Raw genomic sequence first — 18,844 nt, 5'->3', positions numbered from 1 at the left:
CCTCCCATTTAAGCCGACCTGCGCAAGCAGGTCGGCTTTTCTTCCAGAGAGAACTTCCTATGAAAGCAACTACAAAACCATGGATTTTCACCGCCAGCTGTCCAAGTGTTATTGGTACAGTGGATGTTGTCACACGCTTTATGGCCGAAGCCGGTAACTATATTGACGAAATCCATTCTTTTGACGACCGCGAAGCGAATCGTTTTTTCATCCGTGTTGAGTTTTACCCACAATCTGCAGACTTTACTGCAGACGAGTTCACGGCTGAATTCATGCCACGTGCTAAGCAGTTTGAGATGGATTGGGAACTAACTCCGCCAAATCATCGTCCTCGCGTTGCGATCATGGTGTCAAAGTATGATCACTGTTTAAACGATCTACTTTACCGCTACCGTACAGGTCAGCTAAATATCGAAGTACCGGTTATTATTTCTAACCACCCAGATTTAGAGTCATTGGCTCAGTGGCATAATATTCCTTACTACCACTTGCCAATTACTGCCGACACGAAGCATGAGCAAGAAGCAAAAGTTCGTGAACTGATTGAACAATACGATGCAGAGCTTGTTGTGTTGGCTCGCTACATGCAGGTATTGTCTTCTGAAATGTGTCAGTACCTAGATGGCCGTGCAATCAATATTCACCACTCTTTACTTCCTGGTTTCAAGGGCGCACGTCCTTACCACCAAGCATGGGAAAAAGGCGTGAAAATGGTCGGTGCAACGGCTCACTACGTGAATGATGACCTTGATGAAGGTCCAATCATTGCCCAAGGTATCCAAACAGTGGATCATGCGCATTATCCTGAGGATTTGGTCGCAAAAGGGCAAGATGTTGAGCGTGTTACATTGTTTAATGCGATCAAATGTCATGTTGAAAAACGCGTATTCTTAAACGGTAAGCGTACGGTAGTATTCGGTCGTTAAGACTAAATTCCTTCCAAAATTTGCTGTTCTAATTATCTGCATTTAACCATGTCGTACATAGCTAAGGTGAGGTCGAGGTAAGTTACTCGATCTTGCCTTAATATGGATATACTTATAAAAATACATCTATATATTTCCGAAATAGGAATCTTCTGGAGGCTTTATGTCTATCAGTGTGTTTGACCTTTTTAAAATCGGCATTGGTCCTTCAAGCTCCCACACTGTTGGCCCTATGTCAGCTGCGGCAGATTTTGTGGACGCTTTGACAGCGAAGCAAGCAATACAAAATACCGTACGAGTCGTCTGTGATCTGTATGGCTCATTGAGTGCAACAGGTGTAGGTCACGGTACTGACAATGCCGTCATCATGGGTTTAATGGGTGAGCGCCCAAGTCGTATTGATCCTGAATGTGTATTAGGTCGTATCGAGACACTGAAAGAAAGCAATCGCATGCAGCTAGCTGGCGGCCATGAAATTGAGTTCATTTGGGGCCGTGATATGCTTCTTTTAGAAGAAGACTTGCCGTATCACCCAAATGCCATGCGTTTGACGGCATATGATGCGTCGGAAAATGTGCTGTATCAAAATACGTATTATTCGATCGGTGGCGGCTTTGTTATCGATGAATCAGAAGCAACTGCGGATGCTCGTTTGGTGCCTCAAGTAGATGTGCCTTACAAGTTTAAGAACGCGGTAGAGCTGCTTAAGCTATGTAAAGAGCATAATCTAAGTATCAGTCAGCTGATGATGGAAAACGAAAAGGTTTTGCGGACCGAGAAAGAGGTGCGCGAAGGCTTAATGGAGATCTGGGGAGCGATGAAAGAGTGTATCGCTAACGGTCTTCACAAAGATGGCAAGTTGCCTGGTGGTCTAAATGTTCGCCGCCGAGCAATGACGCTTCATAAATCTTTGATCCGTGCCACGCGTCCCAATATCATTAGCTCGACTTTGAGTGCAATGGACTGGGTGAACCTATACGCCTTGGCGGTGAATGAAGAAAACGCCGCTGGTGGTCGTATGGTGACGGCACCTACCAATGGAGCAGCCGGTATTATTCCAGCAGTACTAATGTACTACATGGAATTTATGCAAAACCCAACCGATGAGAACGTCGTCGACTTTTTCCTAGCAGCGGCTGCGATTGGTTCGTTGTGTAAGATGAACGCGTCTATCTCAGGTGCTGAAGTGGGATGTCAAGGAGAAGTGGGTTCTGCTTGTGCAATGGCAGCAGCAGGACTTTGTGAAATTCTTGGCGGCACACCAGCACAAGTAGAGAATGCGGCAGAGATTGGTCTAGAGCATAACCTTGGTCTGACTTGTGATCCGGTAGGCGGTCTAGTTCAGGTGCCTTGTATCGAGCGTAATGCGATTGCGGCGATGAAAGCAATCAATGCAACGCAGATGGCTTTGCGTGGTGATGGTGAGCACTTTATCTCTTTGGATAAAGTGATTCGTACCATGCGTGATACAGGTAAAGACATGCAAGACAAATACAAAGAGACCTCTCGAGGCGGCTTAGCGGTCAACGCCATCGAGTGTTAATGATTGCGAGAAATGACTGCTTAGTGAATGAAAAGGCCCCTTGCGATTGTGCGCAAGGGGCCTTTCTTATTGTCATTGCTAATAAGGCTCAATGTGTGGGTCAATAAACTGCTTATAAAGATTTATTTGCTAAACGCTCTAACGCATTGAGCAGCCACTGTTTTTCCTCATCGCCATCAAGGCACTTTGCCATTTCATTTTCATAGCAGCTAACGCGTTTTACCGCATTATCAAAGAAACGACCACCTTCTGCAGTCAGAAACAAAGCGTATGAGCGTCGATCATTAACGGCAGGACGGCGTTCTAGCAAGTTTTTACTTTCTAACTTATCTACTGCAGCAACCATGGCGGAACGATCATTCCCCAATGCTTGAGCGACAGCTGTCTGAGTTAATCCAGGGTTACGCTCGACAATCGCAAGAACGGCAAATAGTCCAGGGCTAATGCCTAAGTCTTCGCAAACTTCGCCGAACTTCGCAAAGAAGTTCATCTGAGCGCGACGCAAGCGATAACCCAAAAACTCGTCTAAAACCCCAAAATCAATGTCTTGATCCGACTTTTTTGGTTGATCTTGCATGTGTTGACTTCCTAGCATGGTCAAATTTAAAGCACCGTATTGTATACCAACGGGTAAGTTTGGTGAAAGCTATAACAATTTAGTTGTTTAACCTAAATATCATAGAAAGCGTAGCGTTAAAAAGAAGGGCTCAGAAGAGCCCTTAAAGTTCGACTACTACATTCATTCACTCGTAGAACTATCCAATGGCATGAACTAGCCACAGTGTGATACCTGGGAACATTACTAAAAGCGCAACGCGGACAAAGTCAGATATCAAGAAAGGTACGACTCCCCTAAAGCACTCTTTCAATGGTAGAGAGTTGTCAAATGACTTGATGATAAATATGTTCATGCCCACGGGGGGGGTAATCAAGCCTACTTCTACGACTACCAAGGCAATAATACCGAACCAAATACCTAAGTCAGCGGCAGGGATACCAAAATCCATCGCCATAATGATTGGGAAGTAGATAGGAATAGTCAGCAATATCATGGCTAAGCTGTCCAAAAAACACCCCATGATAAGATAGGTAATCAGCATGACTACTAGAATTGTGTAAGGCGATAGGCCTGAGCTGGTCAGAACTTCAACACCAATCTCAGGCAGTTTAGACAGTGCAATAAAAACACTGAATAAGTCTGCACCCAACACAATAAAGAATATCATGGCTGAGGATACCGCAGTACGGATTAGGCTTGTTAGTAAGCCGTCCATACGCATCTTACCGTGTGTGATCGCCAGTATTAGTGTTAGAACGACACCGACTGAAGCCGCTTCCGTTGGCGTGAAGATACCAAAGTAAATACCACCTAGTACAATCAAGAAGATTAAAGTGATGTGCCAAACATCTTTAGTAGAGCGAATTTTTTGTGCCCAAGTGGTTTTCTCGCCACGTGGTCCTGTATGTGGGTACAGGCGTACATAGATAGCAATGGTTAACATGTAACCTGCTGCCGCAAGGAAACCAGGGATAAAGGCGGCGATAAACATTTTAGAAATGTTCTGTTCTGTTAGTACCGCAAAAATGATTAGCACCATAGACGGTGGAATCAAAATACCTAAAGTACCGCCAGCTGCTAGGGCGCCTGCTGCTAAGCTACCGGCATAATTTAGACGACGCATTTCCGGCAATGCCACTTTACCCATAGTCGAAGCTGTGGCTAGTGATGAACCACAGATAGCACCAAAGGCAGCACAACCAGCCACGGCAGCCATAGCGATACCGCCTTTCTGGCGACCAACCCAAGTGTTACAGGTACGGAATAACTCGGTGGTAATCCCTGAGCGTGTCGCAAGCTCGCCCATTAATAGAAATAATGGCACCACAGATAAGTCATAAGTAGAAAACTTGGCCACTGGAGCTGTACCCAAATACTCGAGTAGGGCAGGTAAGCCACCAATCATGACATAGCCAAAGGAGCCACAGACCATCATCGATAATGCGATTGGGATGCGGATACTCATGAGGATTAGCAAGATCCCCATCATTAAGAATGCTAATTCAACGTTACTCATCACCTTCTCCCGAACGGCATGTAATTAGGCGATTGATGCCACATAGGGCACAAAGGCTAAAACAGATCACACCGACAACATAAACCCACCAGATTGGTAGTTCGAGAATCATGGTTTGTTCATAATAATCTTTTGATTCCATGCCGCTAAGCACCATTCGATATGCAAAGGCTATGGATACGAACGTGAAAATAAGGTTTCCTAATTGATCCAAAAGATAAAGCGTTTTAGGCTGACAGTTGGCTGTAAACAGATCAACAATGATGTGCCCTTTGCGTAAATAACATTCGGGTAAGAATAGGAAAACAGACATGGCGAGACCTAATTCGGTCAGCTCATAATCACCTTCAACAGATTGGCCAAAAAATGTTCTGCCGATGATGCTGGCGACCGTGATGATCGCCAGCGACAGCATGATTAGACCCCCAAGGAGAGCAAAACTGCGCGCTGTACGCTTTAGCCCACCTTCAACAACATTCATTACGGATAGCTTCATGCTTAATCACCGACCAACAGTTACATAGACTCGTATTTCTTAATCAAACTTTCAGCTTTCTCAAGTAAGCGTTCAGCCTCGTAATCATCGTCATTCATATCCTCAATCCATTGCTCGCGAACGGGTGCAAGTTTTTCTTTCCAAGCATTGTACTCAGCACCTTCGATGTAATCGAAGCTGTTGCCTTGCTTCACCGCGTAAGAGCGAGCATGTTGCTCATAGTTGTCGAACAGGTTGCCGATGTGGCCAGCCAAAGCGACACCAGAGTTGTCATCAATTACTTTTTGCAGGTCTGCAGGCAAGTTAGCATAGACATCTTTGTTCATGGCAAAGATAAAGAACTGGGTGTATAGGCCACGATCACCTTTGAACTCAGTATGATGTTTCACTAACTCATAGATTTTAGTTGGCAATACAACTTCATAAGGTAGGACTGCAACGTCCAGTACGCCTTTAGAGATTGCGCTGGCCATCTCTGTTACCGGCATGAAAATGGTGTTAGCACCGTATTCTTTGAAGCCCTCGGACATGATTTTATTTGGGGCGCGCACTTTCAATCCGTCCAGATCAGCACCTGTTTGAATGGCTTTGTCTCGAGAGTGGAGCGAACCGGGTGCGTGAGTATGCATCGCAAGCAAATGAACATCTTTCATTTCATCTTGCATTTCTGTTTCAGCGTATTCTTGCAGTGCCATACTGGTGGCTTGTGCTGAGCCTGGTATGAATGGTAATTCGAATACCGTTGCTTTTGGGAAGCGACCTGGAGTGTATCCGCCGACCGTCCAAGTGATGTCTGAGATGCCTTTGCGTACCTGGTCAAATAATTGAGGTGGTTTGCCACCCAGTTGCATGGCTGGATAGATTTCAATGTCGATACGGCCATTTGACTCCGCTTCAACTTTCTCTGCCCAAGGCTCTAAAAATTTGGAGTGTGCCATCGACATCGGTGGCAGCATGTGGTGTAGCTTTAGCGTGTATTCCGCTTCAGCCATTGCGTTGATCGAAAGTACTGCACCGGCGATTAGAGTCAAACCTTTGCGTCCTAGATACTTCATTATCCACCTCACATTGTTTTTTTTATTCGTGTTTTTATGGCTTTTAGTGCGTCTCAGAGATATCAACTGATGACGATTTATACATTTTTTGCACATATTGTTGAGTATTTCAACAATCTTGGTCATAGAATTTTCCGACTGCCCATCAGAAAAAAAGATAACTCTCGTTACATTTTTAGAATAATTAACAATGGGAATCAAAATTATTTGTAAAAATAATTGTTGTGTAGTACAACAAATAAAAATCTACGTTCAGTAGCGAATTTTTCAACACCGGAACAATGCTAAAAATAGAAGGTGAAACATGAGCAAGGTGATTTCTTTAGAGCAGGCGGCTAGCCTGATCCAAGACGGTGATTCGGTCGCTTGGTCGACTATCGGTATGTCATATTTCGCAGAAGCGGTGGCAAGCCAGTTAGAAAAACGTTTCCTAGAAACGGGTCAACCAAAGAACCTAACGCTGATCCACGATTGTGGCTGTGGCGATGGTAAAGATGCTGGCATGTCCCACCTTGCCCATGATGGCTTAGTAAAACGCTTAATTTCAGGACATACCGGTCAAGCACCTAAAATGGCGGGCATGGTGGTGGAAGATAAAATCGAAGCCTACCTTTTGCCACAAGGGGTGTTAACCACCATGTGGCGTCAAATTGCCGGCAACAAACCGGGCGTGATCACCAAAGTAGGGATGGGGACTTACGTTGATCCGTTAAACAGTGGCGGTAAGGTTACCTCTAAAGCAACCGAAGATCTGGTGAAACGCATCGATATCGAAGGCGAAGAGTGGCTGCTGTACAAAAAATTCCCGCTAAACGTTGTCGTGATTCGTGCAACGACGGCGGATGAGCACGGTAATTTGTCCGTTGAAGAGGAAGCGCAGTTAGCGGAGATCCTGCCAATGGCGCAGGCCGCACGTAATAGTGGCGGTATTGTGATTGCACAAGTTAAGTATCTAGCCGAAGCGAAAACCATCAAGCCAAAAGATGTCAAAGTGCCAGGCGTGCTAGTGGATTATATTACCGTGGCGCCTGCGGAGCAGCACAAGCAAACCATTACCACTGAGTACAACCCAAGTCTTGCGGGCAATGCTCGTATTCCTCTGAATGCCATTCCTCCAGTGCCTTTTGGTGAGCGTAAGATCATTGCCCGTCGGGCGGCCATGGAGCTTTATGATAATGCCATTGTAAACCTAGGAATTGGCATGCCTGATGGTGTGGCATCCGTTGCTGCCGAAGAGAACGTTGCCAGCCGATTTATGCTGACTACCGAATTAGGCACTTACGGTGGCATTCCTGCATCGGGGGGGGACTTTGGTGCGGCATGGAACGCTGAGGCTATTATCGAGCACGAAGCGCAGTTCGACTTCTATGATGGCGGTGGCTTGGATATTGCTTTCCTAGGTTTGGCTCAGGCGGATCAAAACGGCAACTTAAACGTCAGTAAGTTTGGTCCGAAAGTGGTGGGACCTGGTGGTTTTATTAATATTTCGCAAACTGCTAAGAAAGTTGTGTTCTGCGGCACTTTGGTTAATGGCGCTAAGCTGTCTTTTGAAGGTGGCAAGGTGGCAGTGCTTGAAGAAGGTCGTACACGTAAGTTCGTTGAGCAGGTCGATCATGTCACCTTCAGTGGTGAGTTTGCTCAAGCGAATAACAAGCCGGTGTTCTTTATCACTGAACGTTGTGTTTTAGAGTTACGCAAAGAAGGTATGGTGCTTACAGAAATTGCACCGGGTCTTGACCTAGAAAAAGACGTGTTAAGCATGATGGATTTCAAGCCAATCATTGCTGAGGATCTTAAAACTATGCCTGAGGCGATCTTCCAAGAAGTTTGGGGTGGCTTAGGTGAGTACATGGCTGGTACAGCAGAATAACAATAAGGGTGACCTAAATGACGATGCAAAATGTAGAGATTCCATACGGTGCTTATTGGAGTACGCCGTTCACCAAATGGCAGGGCTCATTGCAATACCTGCATTCGATGAAATTTGCGGCACACGTTGCAAAGCAAGAGTTGGCAAAGCGCTCAATTGAGCCAGCGGTGTTTGATTCGGGTGTGCTGGGGATGACCATTAACCAATACCAATCTTTCAACGGCGCGCCTTGGCCGCTTTATGAAATTGGTGCCGTTCATACGCCCGGTCATGCTGTGAATCAAGTCTGCGCGACCGGTGCTCGTGGTTTATTTGCTGCGGCCTCGGAAGTTATGTGTGGTATGGCAAGTGTGTCTCTGCTCATGGCGGCTGACCGTTGTTCAAATGGACCGCATATTTTCTATCCAAACCCACAAGGTATCGGTGGTGCAGGTCAGTCTGAAGATCAAGTGTTCTATAACATGATGAACGACTGCGTCGGTGGTCATTCTATGATGCAAACCGGTGAAAACGTGGCTAAGCGCTTTGATATCACTCGAGAAGAATTAGACACAGTAACCTTACGTCGCTATGAACAATATCAAGACGCGCTAAAAGATGAGCAGGCGTTCCAAAAACGCTACATGACGCTCCCGTTGTCAGTGCCGACACCTAACTTCAAAAAAGAAGCCTGCGTGATCACTGGTGATGAAGGGGTGTTTCCAACCACTGCTGAGGGGCTGGCTAAGCTTAAGCCTGTGATGGAGGGTGGCGTAATCACCTACGGTAACCAGACTCACCCGGCGGACGGTAACGCCGCGATGATTGTATGTCATGGTGATAAAGCTCAAGAGCTGTCTACAAATAGTTCGATCAAGATTGAAGTGCTGGGCTTTGGTCAAGCGCGTGATGATTTGGCATACATGCCTGCGGCGCCGATTGAAGCAGCGAAGCGCGCTTTGCAGATGGCAGGTATTGGTATTGAGCAAGTGGATGCAATCAAAACTCATAACCCTTTTGCTGTGAATGATGTGGCCTTTGCGAAAGCCATGGATATTGACGTGATGAAGATGAATAACTTCGGCTGTTCTTTGATCTGGGGTCATCCTCAAGGGCCAACAGGCTTACGAGCCATGATTGAAATGATCGAAGAACTGGCGATGCGTGGTGGTGGTTATGGTCTGTTTACCGGCTGTGCTGCGGGGGATACTGGCATGGCAACAGTGTTGCGCGTGTCAGACCGTTAAATGGTAGATGTCCCATATTTAGCCACACTGCGGTGTGGCTTTTTTTTGAGAAAAACTTAAATAGTTGTGTTTGACATTTGTTTAGTAATACAACTATTATATTTTCAATTAGTAGAATTACTCTTATTAAGGCGCCTCAGCCATAAACATAAAAACAAGAGGTAAGCGAATGACAACTTATCAGTTCATCGAATTCTCAGTAGATAATGGCATTGGACATCTTCGACTGAACCGACCTGAAAAGAAAAACGCCATCAATGATTCTCTATGTCTAGAGATCGAGCATGCGTTCATTAACCTTCCTGATGACGTCAACGTTATCGTCTTCTCTGGTGCTGGCCCTGAATTCTGTGCGGGTTTAGATCTTGCTGAGCACAAAGCTCGTGAACCATTTGAAGTGGTGAAACATTCCAACATGTGGCATCGCGTATTTGGTCATATTCAAAACTCTGGCGTACCTGTGATTGCGGCTATGCAAGGCGCAGTGATTGGTGGTGGTTTGGAGTTGGCGATCTGCGCCCACATTCGAGTTACGGAAAAGGGCACCTATTACCGCCTGCCTGAAGGGCGCCACGGTATCTTCGTTGGCGGTGGTGCATCTGTAAACGTCGCTCGCGTAATCGGCACTAGCCGTATGACGGAAATGATGTTGACAGGGCGCGATGTGGATGCCGAAGAAGGCTACCGCATTGGCTTAGGTCATTACGTTGTGGAAAACGGTGCATCCTTGGATAAGGCAATGGAACTTGCCGCCAGCATCGCGAAAAACTCGAAGTATTCAAACTGGGCCATGACGACAGGCTTAGCCCACATCAGCAACATGGCTGCTGATGACGGTTTGTACACAGAATCACTGATCTGCGGTATTACGCAAACCAGTGACGAAGTGAAAGCACGTATCGAGTCGTTCCTAAATCGTAAGAAAAAATAAGTCATTCCAGGAGTCTAATCATGCAAGTTCAAGGTCGTCATTTTGTTGTCACAGGTTCGGCATCGGGCATTGGCGAAGCGGTTGCACGTCGCCTACATGGTTTAGGTGCCAGTGTTTCGTTAGCGGATATCAATGAGCAAGGCTTAAAGCGCGTCGCTGAAAGCCTAGGTGAGCGTGTGCAGTACGCGGTAACAGATATTTCTGATGAAGCGTCTGTAAAAGCTTCTTTGGATCAAGCGGTCGCTACCTTTGGTGAAATCAATGGTTTGGTGAACTGTGCTGGCATTCCAGGTGCAGAGCGTGTGGTTGGCCGTGAAGGCCCTCATTCACTAGCTGGTTTTGAGCGGGCACTACGTATCAATCTTCTAGGTACGTTCAATATGATTCGTTTGGCTGCGGACAAGATGCAGCACAACGAACCTCAGTCAACCCAAGAGCGTGGTGTCATCATTAACACCGCATCGGTTGCGGCGTTTGATGGTCAAATTGGCCAAGCCGCTTACTCAGCTTCGAAAGGTGGCGTGACAGCAATGACGTTACCAATCGCCCGCGAATTGGCTCGCTTTGGTATTCGTGTAATGACCATTGCTCCAGGTATCTTTAAAACGCCGATGATGGATGTGCTACCAGAAGAAGTACAGCAATCTTTAGGTGCAGCGGTGCCATTCCCACCACGTTTGGGCGATCCAGATGAGTTTGCCATGTTGGCGCAACAAATCATTGAGAACTGCATGTTGAACGGTGAGGTCATTCGTCTCGATGGCGCGATCCGTATGGCGGCGAAGTAGGAGATCAATGATGAGCTACCAAGCCCCATACAAAGACATGCAATGGTTGGTTGAGCAAGCTTACCAAACGCAACAACTTGGCAATCTTGAATCTCTGCAGGATTTCGACTTAGACCTTGCTAATGCCATCATGGATGAAGCGAATAAATTCGCCAGTGGCGTACTCGCACCTCTAAATATGGTCGGTGACGAAGAAGGCTGTAAATTCTCTGATGGTCAAGTAACTACGCCAACCGGTTGGAAAGATGCCTATGCTCAATTCCGCGATTCCGGTTGGATTGGTCTCGCTCTGCCAGAAGAGTTTGGTGGACAAGGCTTGCCCAAGTACATTGCTCAGCCAGTCAATGAAATGTGGTTGTCGAGCAATCTGGCATTCGTCATGTTTGCGGCGTTGGCGCAAGGTGGTTCTGAAATCCTATTGAAGTTTGCTTCTGATGAACTAAAAGCTCGTTACCTGACTCAAATTGTCACGGGTGAATGGACAGTGGCAATGGCGCTGACTGAGCCAAACGCAGGCTCTGATCTTGGTGCATTGACGACAAAAGCTATCCCACAAGCGGACGGTACTTACCAAATTAAAGGCCAAAAAATTTATATCACCTACGGTGAGCATGATATGGCCGACAACATTGTTCACCTAGTACTTGCACGTACACCAGATGCGCCAGCAGGTAGCCGCGGTATTTCTTTATTTGCGGTACCAAAATACCGTGTCAATGAAGACGGCTCTTGCGGTGAGTTCAATGATATCCGTTGTACCGGTATTGAGCACAAAACAGGTCTACACGGTAGCCCTACTTGCTCGATTAGCTATGGCGATAACGATGCCTGTGTTGGTGAATTAATTGGCAACTTAAACCAAGGTCTGGTGGCGATGTTCGTATTGATGAACGAAGCTCGCTTAAGCTGTGGTATGCAAGGTGTTGGCCTAAGTGAATTGGCGTTCCAAAAAGCGCTGCAATACTCAAAAGAGCGTGTCCAAGGTGCCGGTGCCAACGGTCAACGCGTTGCCATTATTGAACATCCAGATGTGAAGCGTATGCTGCTTAACCTTCGCTCAGAAAGCTTTGCACTGCGTTCACTGGGCTACCAAATTGCAGCCTTGATCGATGTGACCGAACAATCAGACGATGAAGAAGCGGTAAAGGCTGCAGAAAAACGTATTGCCTTGCTGACGCCTATTTTTAAAGGCTTTGCCACAGAACAAGTGAATGAATTAGCGGGCGATGCCATTCAAGTTTATGGCGGTATGGGGTTTGTTGAAGAAACCGGTATAGCGCAAGTGATGCGTGATGCACGCATTACGACTATTTATGAAGGTACCACTGGTGTGCAATCAAAAGACTTAGTACACCGTAAGATTCGTATGGATCAAGGTCAGGCAATCAGTGGACTGTTGGCAGAAATGCGTGGTGATATCGCTAAAGCACCAGACAATCTGGTGAATAAGCGTTTATCGGCTGCGGTGGACCAGCTAGCACAAGTGCTGGATACCACAGTATTAAATCCTAATGCCGATCTTGCTCAATTGGATGCGGTAGCGGTGCCATTCTTAAATGCAATGGGGGGCATCTGTTGCGCATGGCAATTGGCTCGTTTAGCGCTTACAGCGCAAGAAAGCAAAGCACAAGACGAAGCGTTCTTTGGCAATGTAGAAGCGTTAGCGGAATTTTACAGCGCATACAAACTTCCGCTTGCTCAGGCGGCTTTGACAACGGTTTCACTAGAACAAAATGGTGTAGCTGCCTATCAGTTTTAGCGTCTAACACACAAGGTGCATAGCCTTCTTTGAACGAATAAAAATAACAAGTCTCAGGAGTATAAAATGACCAGCGAATTCCATCCCATTAAGGTGGTGAGTCACTCTGTTGCGATCGAGAAACGCGATAATGGTGAGCAAATTGTAAGTTGTGAAACACCGCTTGCAGACTATGCTCGTTGTCTAACGGATCGTCTTGAATACTGGGCCGAAAAAACACCCGATGCGGTATTTGTGGCTCAGCGCGATGACGAAGGTGAATGGGACCGTTACACCTATGCAGAAGCCTTAACAAAGGTTCGTCAGCTTGCGTCTTGGTTGCTAGAACAGCCGGTTTCGCCAGAGCGTCCTATTGCTTTCCTTTCGGGAAATAGCATTGAGCATTTGCTGCTGGCGATTGCGGGTTACTACATTGGTGTACCTCATGCGCCAGTATCACCGGCGTATTCATTGGTGGCAACTGACTATGCTAAGTTAAAACATGTGGTGGAGCTGCTAACACCTGGCTTAATCGTGGTAGATAAATTAGGCCCATATGAAAAAGCCATTAGTGCTGTCGCGAATACGGATGTGCCAGTTGCGATAATGTATGGCGATACTAAAGCAGAATTAATCGCCAATCCGACCATATCCTTCTCTGATTTCTGGAACCATGAAGAGAACATTGCGATTGAAGAACGCAATGCGACTGTCACAGGAGACAGTGTCGCTAAAATCCTATTCACTTCAGGCACAACAGGTATGCCAAAAGGGGTCATGAATACACAGCGAATGCTGTGCGCGAACGCTGTTATGATTCGAGATACCATGGCTTTTCTTGCGGAAGAACCGCCAGTGATGGTGGATTGGCTTCCGTGGAATCATACTTTTGGTGGCAATCACAACGTCAGCATTGCTTTATACAATGGTGGCTCATTTTACCTAGATGATGGTAAGCCAACCGAAGCTCATTTTCACAAAACGCTTAGTAATCTTGCAGAAATTGCGCCAACAGTCTATTTCAACGTACCGAAAGGTTTCGAGTTGTTGGTGAAAAAACTGCAGCAAGACGATGAGCTAGCGCGCAAATTCTTCTCGCGTTTACAGTTTATGTTCTTTGCTGCTGCAGGTATGGCGCAACACATTTGGGACGACATTGATGCTTTGGCGATTAAACACACAGGCAAGAAGATTCCAATGTTGACTGGTCTTGGTGCTACCGAGACTGCTCCCTCTGTAACTTTTGCCTCAATTGAAGAAAGTGCTTCAGGTGTGATTGGTAATCCAGCACCAGGAGTGACCCTTAAGTTAGTTCCTAACGAAGGCAAATTGGAAGCACGTGTAAAAGCGGTAACCGTTATGCCTGGTTATTGGCGTCAACCAGAGTTGACCGCGAAGGCATTTGATGAAGAAGGTTATTACTGTCTCGGTGATGCAATTGCTTACCTAGATGAGAGCAATCCTAGCCGCGGCTTCCGCTTTGATGGCCGTGTCTCGGAAGACTTTAAACTGGACAGTGGTACTTGGGTCAGTGCAGGAACTTTGCGTGCGAAATTCATCAGTGCTTGTGCACCACTGGTACAGGATGTGGTGTTGTGTGGCACAAACCGCGCGTACATTAGTGGCTTGGTGTTTCCTGACTTCGTGCATTGCCGTAAATTAATAGAAGGTGGTGATTTGTTGACCGAGCAACAGCTGGTTGAGCATCCTGAAGTGAGGGCGGCGTTTGAAGAAAAGCTAAAAGCTTTCGAAGCTCAAGGAACCGGCTCTTCAACTGTGGTGCAACGTATTCTGTTACAACATGAAGCACCAAGTTTGAATGCACATGAAGTAACCGATAAAGGTTCCTTAAACCAACGCAATGTCCAGGAACATCGTGCGGATCAGGTGGAAGTGTTATATCAAGAGCCTCAATCTGTCAGTGTAATTAGCGTTTAATGTTATTGAAGAACGCCAATATAGAAGCGAACCTTAAAGGGTGATTGGCGTTTATTGTTATAAGAAAAGTATCTTTAGGTGACGATTATGAAAGTATTAGTCGGTGTCAAACGCGTAATAGATTACAACGTTAAAGTACGCGTAAAGTCAGATAACACAGATGTAGATCTAAGCAACACGAAAATGGCCATCAACCCATTCTGTGAAATCGCAGTGGAAGAAGCGATCCGTCTGAAAGAAGCAGGTGTTGCAACAGAAGTGATTGCCGTCAGTGTCGGGACCACAGCAAGCCAAGAACAACTGCGTACTGCGCTAGCGCTGGGTGCCGATCGTGCCATTTTGGTCGAATCAGAAGACGGTGCTGAGCCACTAAACGTTGCTAAAGCGTTCGCCAAAATCATGGAGCAAGAACAAGCGAGCTTAGTGATTCTTGGTAAACAGTCAATCGACTCGGATAACAATCAAGTCGGCCAGATGTTAGCGGCGTTAACCAAACGCCCACAAGGTACCTTTGCCTCAAAAGTTGCGGTAGATGGTGATTCAGTATCTGTCACCCGTGAAATTGACGGCGGTCTGCGTACGGTTAAGCTAGCATTGCCTGCGATCGTGACGACTGACCTTCGTTTGAATGAGCCACGTTTTGCTAAGCTGCCAGACATTATGAAGGCCAAGCGTAAGCCGCTAGAAACGAAAACATTTGCTGACTTGGGTGTGGAAGTCAAACAACACATTCAACTCGATAAGGTGGAAGCACCAGCTACACGCCAAGGTGGCGTTAAAGTTGGCTCTGTTGATGAACTTATCCAGAAACTGAAAGACGAAGCGAAGGTGATCTAATGGCTACTTTACTCATTGCAGAACATAACGGAACGGAATTGGCTCCTGCAACGCTAAGTGCTTTGACGGCTGCGCAGCAGATCGGTTCTGAAATTACGATATTGGTGGCTGGCGCAAATGCAAAAGCTGCAGCTGATGCTGCGGCTCAATGCTCGGGTGTAAGCAAAGTGTTGTTGGCAGAAGGCGACAGCCTTGCCCATGAGCTAGCCGAAAACCTAAGCGAGTTGATTGTTTCTCTTGCTGGTGATTACTCACACATCATGGCGCCTTCTAACTCAGTGAGCAAAGATACTATGCCACGTGTGTCGGCGTTACTGGATGTTGGACAGCTTTCCGATATTACCGCGGTTCTAAGTGATGCTCAGTTCCAGCGTCCAATTTACGCGGGTAACGCCATTGCAACCGTAACCTCCAAAGATGCGAAGAAAGTGATTACAGTTCGTGCTGCGGCGTTTGATAAAGCGGCAGCAACGGGCGGCTCAGCTTCGATTGAGTCTGTGGCGGCACCAGCAGAGAATACAGCAGCGACGTGGGTGGGCGATGAATTGTCTAAATCTGAGCGTCCGGAATTGACTGCGGCAGATCGCATTGTTTCAGGCGGTCGTGGCGTAGGAAGTGCTGAAAACTTTGCTTTAATTGAAGCGTTAGCTGATAAATTAGGCGCGGCTGTCGGGGCTTCTCGAGCAGCGGTCGATTCTGGCTTTGTTGCCAACGATCTACAAGTTGGTCAAACCGGTAAAATTGTCGCTCCAAGCTTGTATATGGCGTTTGGTATTTCTGGGGCGATTCAACATCTTGCCGGTATGAAAGATTCAAAAGTCATTGTTGCCGTGAATAAAGACGAAGAAGCGCCAATCTTCCAAGTCGCGGATTACGGCTTGGTAGGTGATTTGTTTGATGTTCTACCTGAACTCACTGAAAAATTATAACGATAAAGAATAGGAGTGCAGTTATGCGTGAATCGATGGAATTTGATGTAGTCATCGTTGGAGCTGGTCCATCTGGCCTATCTACTGCCATTCGTTTAAAACAGCTTAATGCTGAATTAAATGTCTGCGTATTGGAAAAGGGGTCTGAGGTCGGTGCGCATATTCTTTCTGGTGCCGTGCTAGAGCCAAGATCTCTCAATGAGCTGTTTGAAAACTGGCAGGAACTGGGCGCTCCTTTAAATACACCTGTTACAAAAGACGAGGTTTACCTATTAAAAGATGGTGAACTGAGTAAGGCGATCCCTCATTCTTTGGTACCCAACTCGATGAAGAATGATGGTAACTATATTGTTAGCGTCGGTAATCTATGTCGCTGGCTAGCAGAACAGGCAGAAGGTCTTGGCGTTGAGATCTTCCCAGGCTTTGCTGCCGCAGAAATTCTGTACCATGAAGATGGTAGTGTTAAAGGTGTCGCAACCGGTGATATGGGCGTATCCGCATCCGGTGAAAAACTGCCAACCTATATGGAAGGCATGGAGCTACATGCAACTTACACAGTGTTCTCTGAAGGTTGTCGTGGTCACCTTGGTAAGCAACTGATCCAAAAATTCTCATTGGATAAAGATGCGGATCCGCAACACTACGCCCTAGGTATTAAAGAGCTTTGGCAAATTGACCCAAGTAAACATCAGCCAGGCTTGGTGGTGCACGGTGCTGGTTGGCCATTAGAAGAGGCGAGTGGTGGCTTCTTCTTATATCACACGGATAACAACCAAGTAGTAGTGGGACTAATTGTAGATTTGAACTACAAAAACCCTTGGATGAGTCCATACGAAGAATTCCAGCGTTTGAAGCATCATCCAGTGCTTAAGCAATATTTAGAAGGTGGTGAGCGCGTTTCTTACGGTGCTCGTGCGATTACCAAAGGTGGTTGGAATGCATTGCCAACCATGACCATGCCTGGTGCTCTATTGGTAGGTTGTGATGCGGGTACGTTAAACGTAGCTAAAATCAAAGGCACCCATACCGCCATGAAATCAGGTATGTTAGCTGCCGAAGCGATCAATCAAGTGTTGGCGGATGAATCTCAAGCTATTGCTGATGCATTTAAAGAACTCTTCGATGCTTCTTGGTTAAAACAAGAGTTGTACAGTACCCGTAACTTTGCTCCTGCTATGCATAAGTTCGGTACTTTCTTGGGCGGTGCTTTTAACTACATCGATCAGAATATCCTTGGCGGAAAAATGCCGATCACCTTGCACGATACCTCGTTGGATTATGCGCAACTGCAAACGATCAGTACAGCCAAGAAAATTGATTACCCTAAACCGGATGGCAAATTAAGCTTTGATCGTCTTTCATCTGTATTCCTATCGAATACTAACCATGAAGAAGATCAACCATGCCATTTGACTCTAGCGGATGACAGCATCCCAACAGGTAGTAACCTAACTGAGTATGCCGAGCCTGCTCAACGATACTGCCCAGCGGGTGTGTATGAAATTGTTGAGCAAGAATCTGGTCCTAAATTTCAGATCAATGCACAGAACTGTCTGCACTGTAAAACCTGTGACATTAAAGACCCTGCGCAAAACATAACTTGGGTAACACCGGAAGGGACTGGTGGTCCAAACTACCCGAATATGTAATAGAGGCGTTAAGTCACTTAAAAGCCCGCTACTGAAATCAGTAGCGGGCTTTTTGCTTTTAGGGCCCTTAACCCCCTCCCAGCCTCCCCCTTGGAAAGGGGGAGAGGTTTAGTTTTTGTAGTATCTACGATATCGCATGTTCCCTCCCCTTATTAAGGGGAGGGTTAGGGTGGGGTTAGGGGCCTTGCAACCTTTATACGGCTTGTTTTGCTAGCTTTTGTCTATTTATTAATCAGTAACTATTTGATTGTGATTAATAAATAATCAATCTTGGCGTTTTCTCGCAATAATCGCATCTTTTTTAAAATTATTTCAAAAAGTGCTTGCGCTGAAAATTCTGATGCGTATTATACGCCTCCACTGACACGGCAGACCACCACGGACTGCACAGCGAACTGGAAACGGTAAGCAGTTTAAAGTGTCAACGCTCTTTAAAATAGATAATCAGATAATTTGTGTGGGCGCTTGCTGGAGACTTCTCAAAAACTTTGAAGTCTTAAACAAGTGACCATGTCAATTCGCTTTACGTTCTTTAATCTTCGGGTTGAAGAATATAGTAAAAGTCAGACGTGATTCACGAGTTTGAGCAAACTTTTTAAACTGAAGAGTTTGATCATGGCTCAGATTGAACGCTGGCGGCAGGCTTAACACATGCAAGTCGAGCGGTAGCAGGGATTAGCTTGTTCCTTTGGTGACGAGCGGCGGACGGGTGAGTAACGCGTAGGAATCTGCCTGGTAGTGGGGGACAACATGTGGAAACGCATGCTAATACCGCATACGCCCTACGGGGGAAAGGAGGGGATCTTCGGACCTTTCGCTATCAGATGAGCCTGCGTGAGATTA

The 18,844-nt window shown here is 46.4% G+C and carries 15 protein-coding genes and 1 rRNA gene; 12 read left to right on the top strand and 4 right to left on the bottom strand.

All coding sequences use genetic code 11. From position 1 onward, the window contains the following. Positions 1-59 precede the first annotated feature (59 nt). Both purU and ASC49_RS13505 read left to right on the top strand, forming a co-directional pair. Complete coding sequence (gene purU, locus ASC49_RS13510; protein ID WP_055463789.1) at positions 60-926, top strand: formyltetrahydrofolate deformylase; 867 nt, start codon at positions 60-62, stop codon at positions 924-926. 163 nt (positions 927-1,089) lie between these two features. Further along, a complete protein-coding gene (locus tag ASC49_RS13505) occupies positions 1,090-2,469 on the top strand; it encodes an L-serine ammonia-lyase (RefSeq protein WP_055463788.1) in 1,380 nt (459 codons plus the stop codon). A 112-nt stretch (positions 2,470-2,581) separates the two neighbouring features. Here ASC49_RS13505 and ASC49_RS13500 read toward each other — a convergent pair whose 3' ends face one another. The 4 genes from ASC49_RS13500 to ASC49_RS13485 form a co-directional block, all read right to left on the bottom strand. Beyond that, positions 2,582-3,046: a MarR family winged helix-turn-helix transcriptional regulator gene (locus tag ASC49_RS13500; RefSeq protein WP_055463787.1), complete on the bottom strand. Its 465-nt coding sequence runs from the start codon at positions 3,044-3,046 to the stop codon at positions 2,582-2,584. A gap of 178 nt (positions 3,047-3,224) precedes the next feature. After that, positions 3,225-4,544 carry a TRAP transporter large permease gene (locus ASC49_RS13495; RefSeq protein WP_055463786.1) on the bottom strand — a complete coding sequence of 440 codons (1,320 nt, stop codon included), beginning with the start codon at positions 4,542-4,544 and terminating at the stop codon, positions 3,225-3,227. Next, a complete protein-coding gene (locus tag ASC49_RS13490) occupies positions 4,537-5,040 on the bottom strand; it encodes a TRAP transporter small permease (RefSeq protein ID WP_055463785.1) in 504 nt (167 codons plus the stop codon). The genes ASC49_RS13495 and ASC49_RS13490 overlap by 8 nt, the downstream gene beginning before the upstream one ends. A gap of 20 nt (positions 5,041-5,060) precedes the next feature. Beyond that, positions 5,061-6,095 carry a TRAP transporter substrate-binding protein gene (locus tag ASC49_RS13485; RefSeq protein WP_055463784.1) on the bottom strand — a complete coding sequence of 345 codons (1,035 nt, stop codon included), beginning with the start codon at positions 6,093-6,095 and terminating at the stop codon, positions 5,061-5,063. 304 nt (positions 6,096-6,399) lie between these two features. Here ASC49_RS13485 and ASC49_RS13480 point away from each other — a divergent pair, with 304 nt between their 5' ends. The 10 genes from ASC49_RS13480 to ASC49_RS13435 all read left to right on the top strand — a co-directional run. Further along, complete coding sequence (locus ASC49_RS13480; protein WP_055463783.1) at positions 6,400-7,965, top strand: acyl CoA:acetate/3-ketoacid CoA transferase; 1,566 nt, start codon at positions 6,400-6,402, stop codon at positions 7,963-7,965. 17 nt (positions 7,966-7,982) lie between these two features. Continuing rightward, entirely contained in the window at positions 7,983-9,191 is a 1,209-nt protein-coding gene (locus ASC49_RS13475) for a thiolase family protein (protein ID WP_055463782.1), read from the top strand. Positions 9,192-9,360: 169 nt separating this feature from the next. Then, a complete protein-coding gene (locus ASC49_RS13470; protein WP_055463781.1) occupies positions 9,361-10,122 on the top strand; it encodes a crotonase/enoyl-CoA hydratase family protein in 762 nt (253 codons plus the stop codon). 20 nt (positions 10,123-10,142) lie between these two features. After that, positions 10,143-10,910: a 3-hydroxyacyl-CoA dehydrogenase gene (locus tag ASC49_RS13465; protein WP_055463780.1), complete on the top strand. Its 768-nt coding sequence runs from the start codon at positions 10,143-10,145 to the stop codon at positions 10,908-10,910. Positions 10,911-10,917: 7 nt separating this feature from the next. After that, the gene (locus ASC49_RS13460) at positions 10,918-12,669 is read left to right on the top strand and encodes an acyl-CoA dehydrogenase (RefSeq protein ID WP_072242120.1); all 1,752 of its coding nucleotides are present in this window, start codon (positions 10,918-10,920) and stop codon (positions 12,667-12,669) included. Positions 12,670-12,735: 66 nt separating this feature from the next. After that, on the top strand, positions 12,736-14,586 hold the full coding sequence (locus ASC49_RS13455) for a feruloyl-CoA synthase (RefSeq protein ID WP_055463778.1): 1,851 nt from the start codon (positions 12,736-12,738) through the stop codon (positions 14,584-14,586). Between the two features lie 87 nt (positions 14,587-14,673). Further along, on the top strand, positions 14,674-15,423 hold the full coding sequence (locus ASC49_RS13450) for an electron transfer flavoprotein subunit beta/FixA family protein (protein ID WP_055463777.1): 750 nt from the start codon (positions 14,674-14,676) through the stop codon (positions 15,421-15,423). Further along, positions 15,423-16,352 carry an electron transfer flavoprotein subunit alpha/FixB family protein gene (locus tag ASC49_RS13445; protein ID WP_055463776.1) on the top strand — a complete coding sequence of 310 codons (930 nt, stop codon included), beginning with the start codon at positions 15,423-15,425 and terminating at the stop codon, positions 16,350-16,352. Before ASC49_RS13450 ends, ASC49_RS13445 begins: the two co-directional genes overlap by 1 nt. 23 nt (positions 16,353-16,375) lie before the next feature. Then, positions 16,376-18,001, top strand: a complete 1,626-nt coding sequence (locus tag ASC49_RS13440; protein WP_055463775.1) for an electron transfer flavoprotein-ubiquinone oxidoreductase — start codon at positions 16,376-16,378, stop codon at positions 17,999-18,001. 597 nt (positions 18,002-18,598) lie between these two features. Next, positions 18,599-18,844: ribosomal RNA gene (locus ASC49_RS13435) — 16S ribosomal RNA — on the top strand; the annotation flags it as partial.

The sequence above is a fragment of the Marinomonas fungiae genome (assembly GCF_001418205.1).
Taxonomy (GTDB): Bacteria; Pseudomonadota; Gammaproteobacteria; order Pseudomonadales; family Marinomonadaceae; genus Marinomonas; species Marinomonas fungiae.
The sequence above is the reverse complement of the archived record's forward strand: the minus strand, read 5'-3'. Positions and strand labels throughout refer to the sequence as shown.

Coding starts and splice junctions, on each gene's coding strand:
- purU (WP_055463789.1), top strand. CDS start 60: ATGAAAGCAACTACAAAACCATGGATTTTCACCGCCAGCTGTCCAAGT.
- ASC49_RS13505 (WP_055463788.1), top strand. CDS start 1,090: ATGTCTATCAGTGTGTTTGACCTTTTTAAAATCGGCATTGGTCCTTCA.
- ASC49_RS13500 (WP_055463787.1), bottom strand. CDS start 3,046: ATGCAAGATCAACCAAAAAAGTCGGATCAAGACATTGATTTTGGGGTT.
- ASC49_RS13495 (WP_055463786.1), bottom strand. CDS start 4,544: ATGAGTAACGTTGAATTAGCATTCTTAATGATGGGGATCTTGCTAATC.
- ASC49_RS13490 (WP_055463785.1), bottom strand. CDS start 5,040: ATGAAGCTATCCGTAATGAATGTTGTTGAAGGTGGGCTAAAGCGTACA.
- ASC49_RS13485 (WP_055463784.1), bottom strand. CDS start 6,095: ATGAAGTATCTAGGACGCAAAGGTTTGACTCTAATCGCCGGTGCAGTA.
- ASC49_RS13480 (WP_055463783.1), top strand. CDS start 6,400: ATGAGCAAGGTGATTTCTTTAGAGCAGGCGGCTAGCCTGATCCAAGAC.
- ASC49_RS13475 (WP_055463782.1), top strand. CDS start 7,983: ATGACGATGCAAAATGTAGAGATTCCATACGGTGCTTATTGGAGTACG.
- ASC49_RS13470 (WP_055463781.1), top strand. CDS start 9,361: ATGACAACTTATCAGTTCATCGAATTCTCAGTAGATAATGGCATTGGA.
- ASC49_RS13465 (WP_055463780.1), top strand. CDS start 10,143: ATGCAAGTTCAAGGTCGTCATTTTGTTGTCACAGGTTCGGCATCGGGC.
- ASC49_RS13460 (WP_072242120.1), top strand. CDS start 10,918: ATGATGAGCTACCAAGCCCCATACAAAGACATGCAATGGTTGGTTGAG.
- ASC49_RS13455 (WP_055463778.1), top strand. CDS start 12,736: ATGACCAGCGAATTCCATCCCATTAAGGTGGTGAGTCACTCTGTTGCG.
- ASC49_RS13450 (WP_055463777.1), top strand. CDS start 14,674: ATGAAAGTATTAGTCGGTGTCAAACGCGTAATAGATTACAACGTTAAA.
- ASC49_RS13445 (WP_055463776.1), top strand. CDS start 15,423: ATGGCTACTTTACTCATTGCAGAACATAACGGAACGGAATTGGCTCCT.
- ASC49_RS13440 (WP_055463775.1), top strand. CDS start 16,376: ATGCGTGAATCGATGGAATTTGATGTAGTCATCGTTGGAGCTGGTCCA.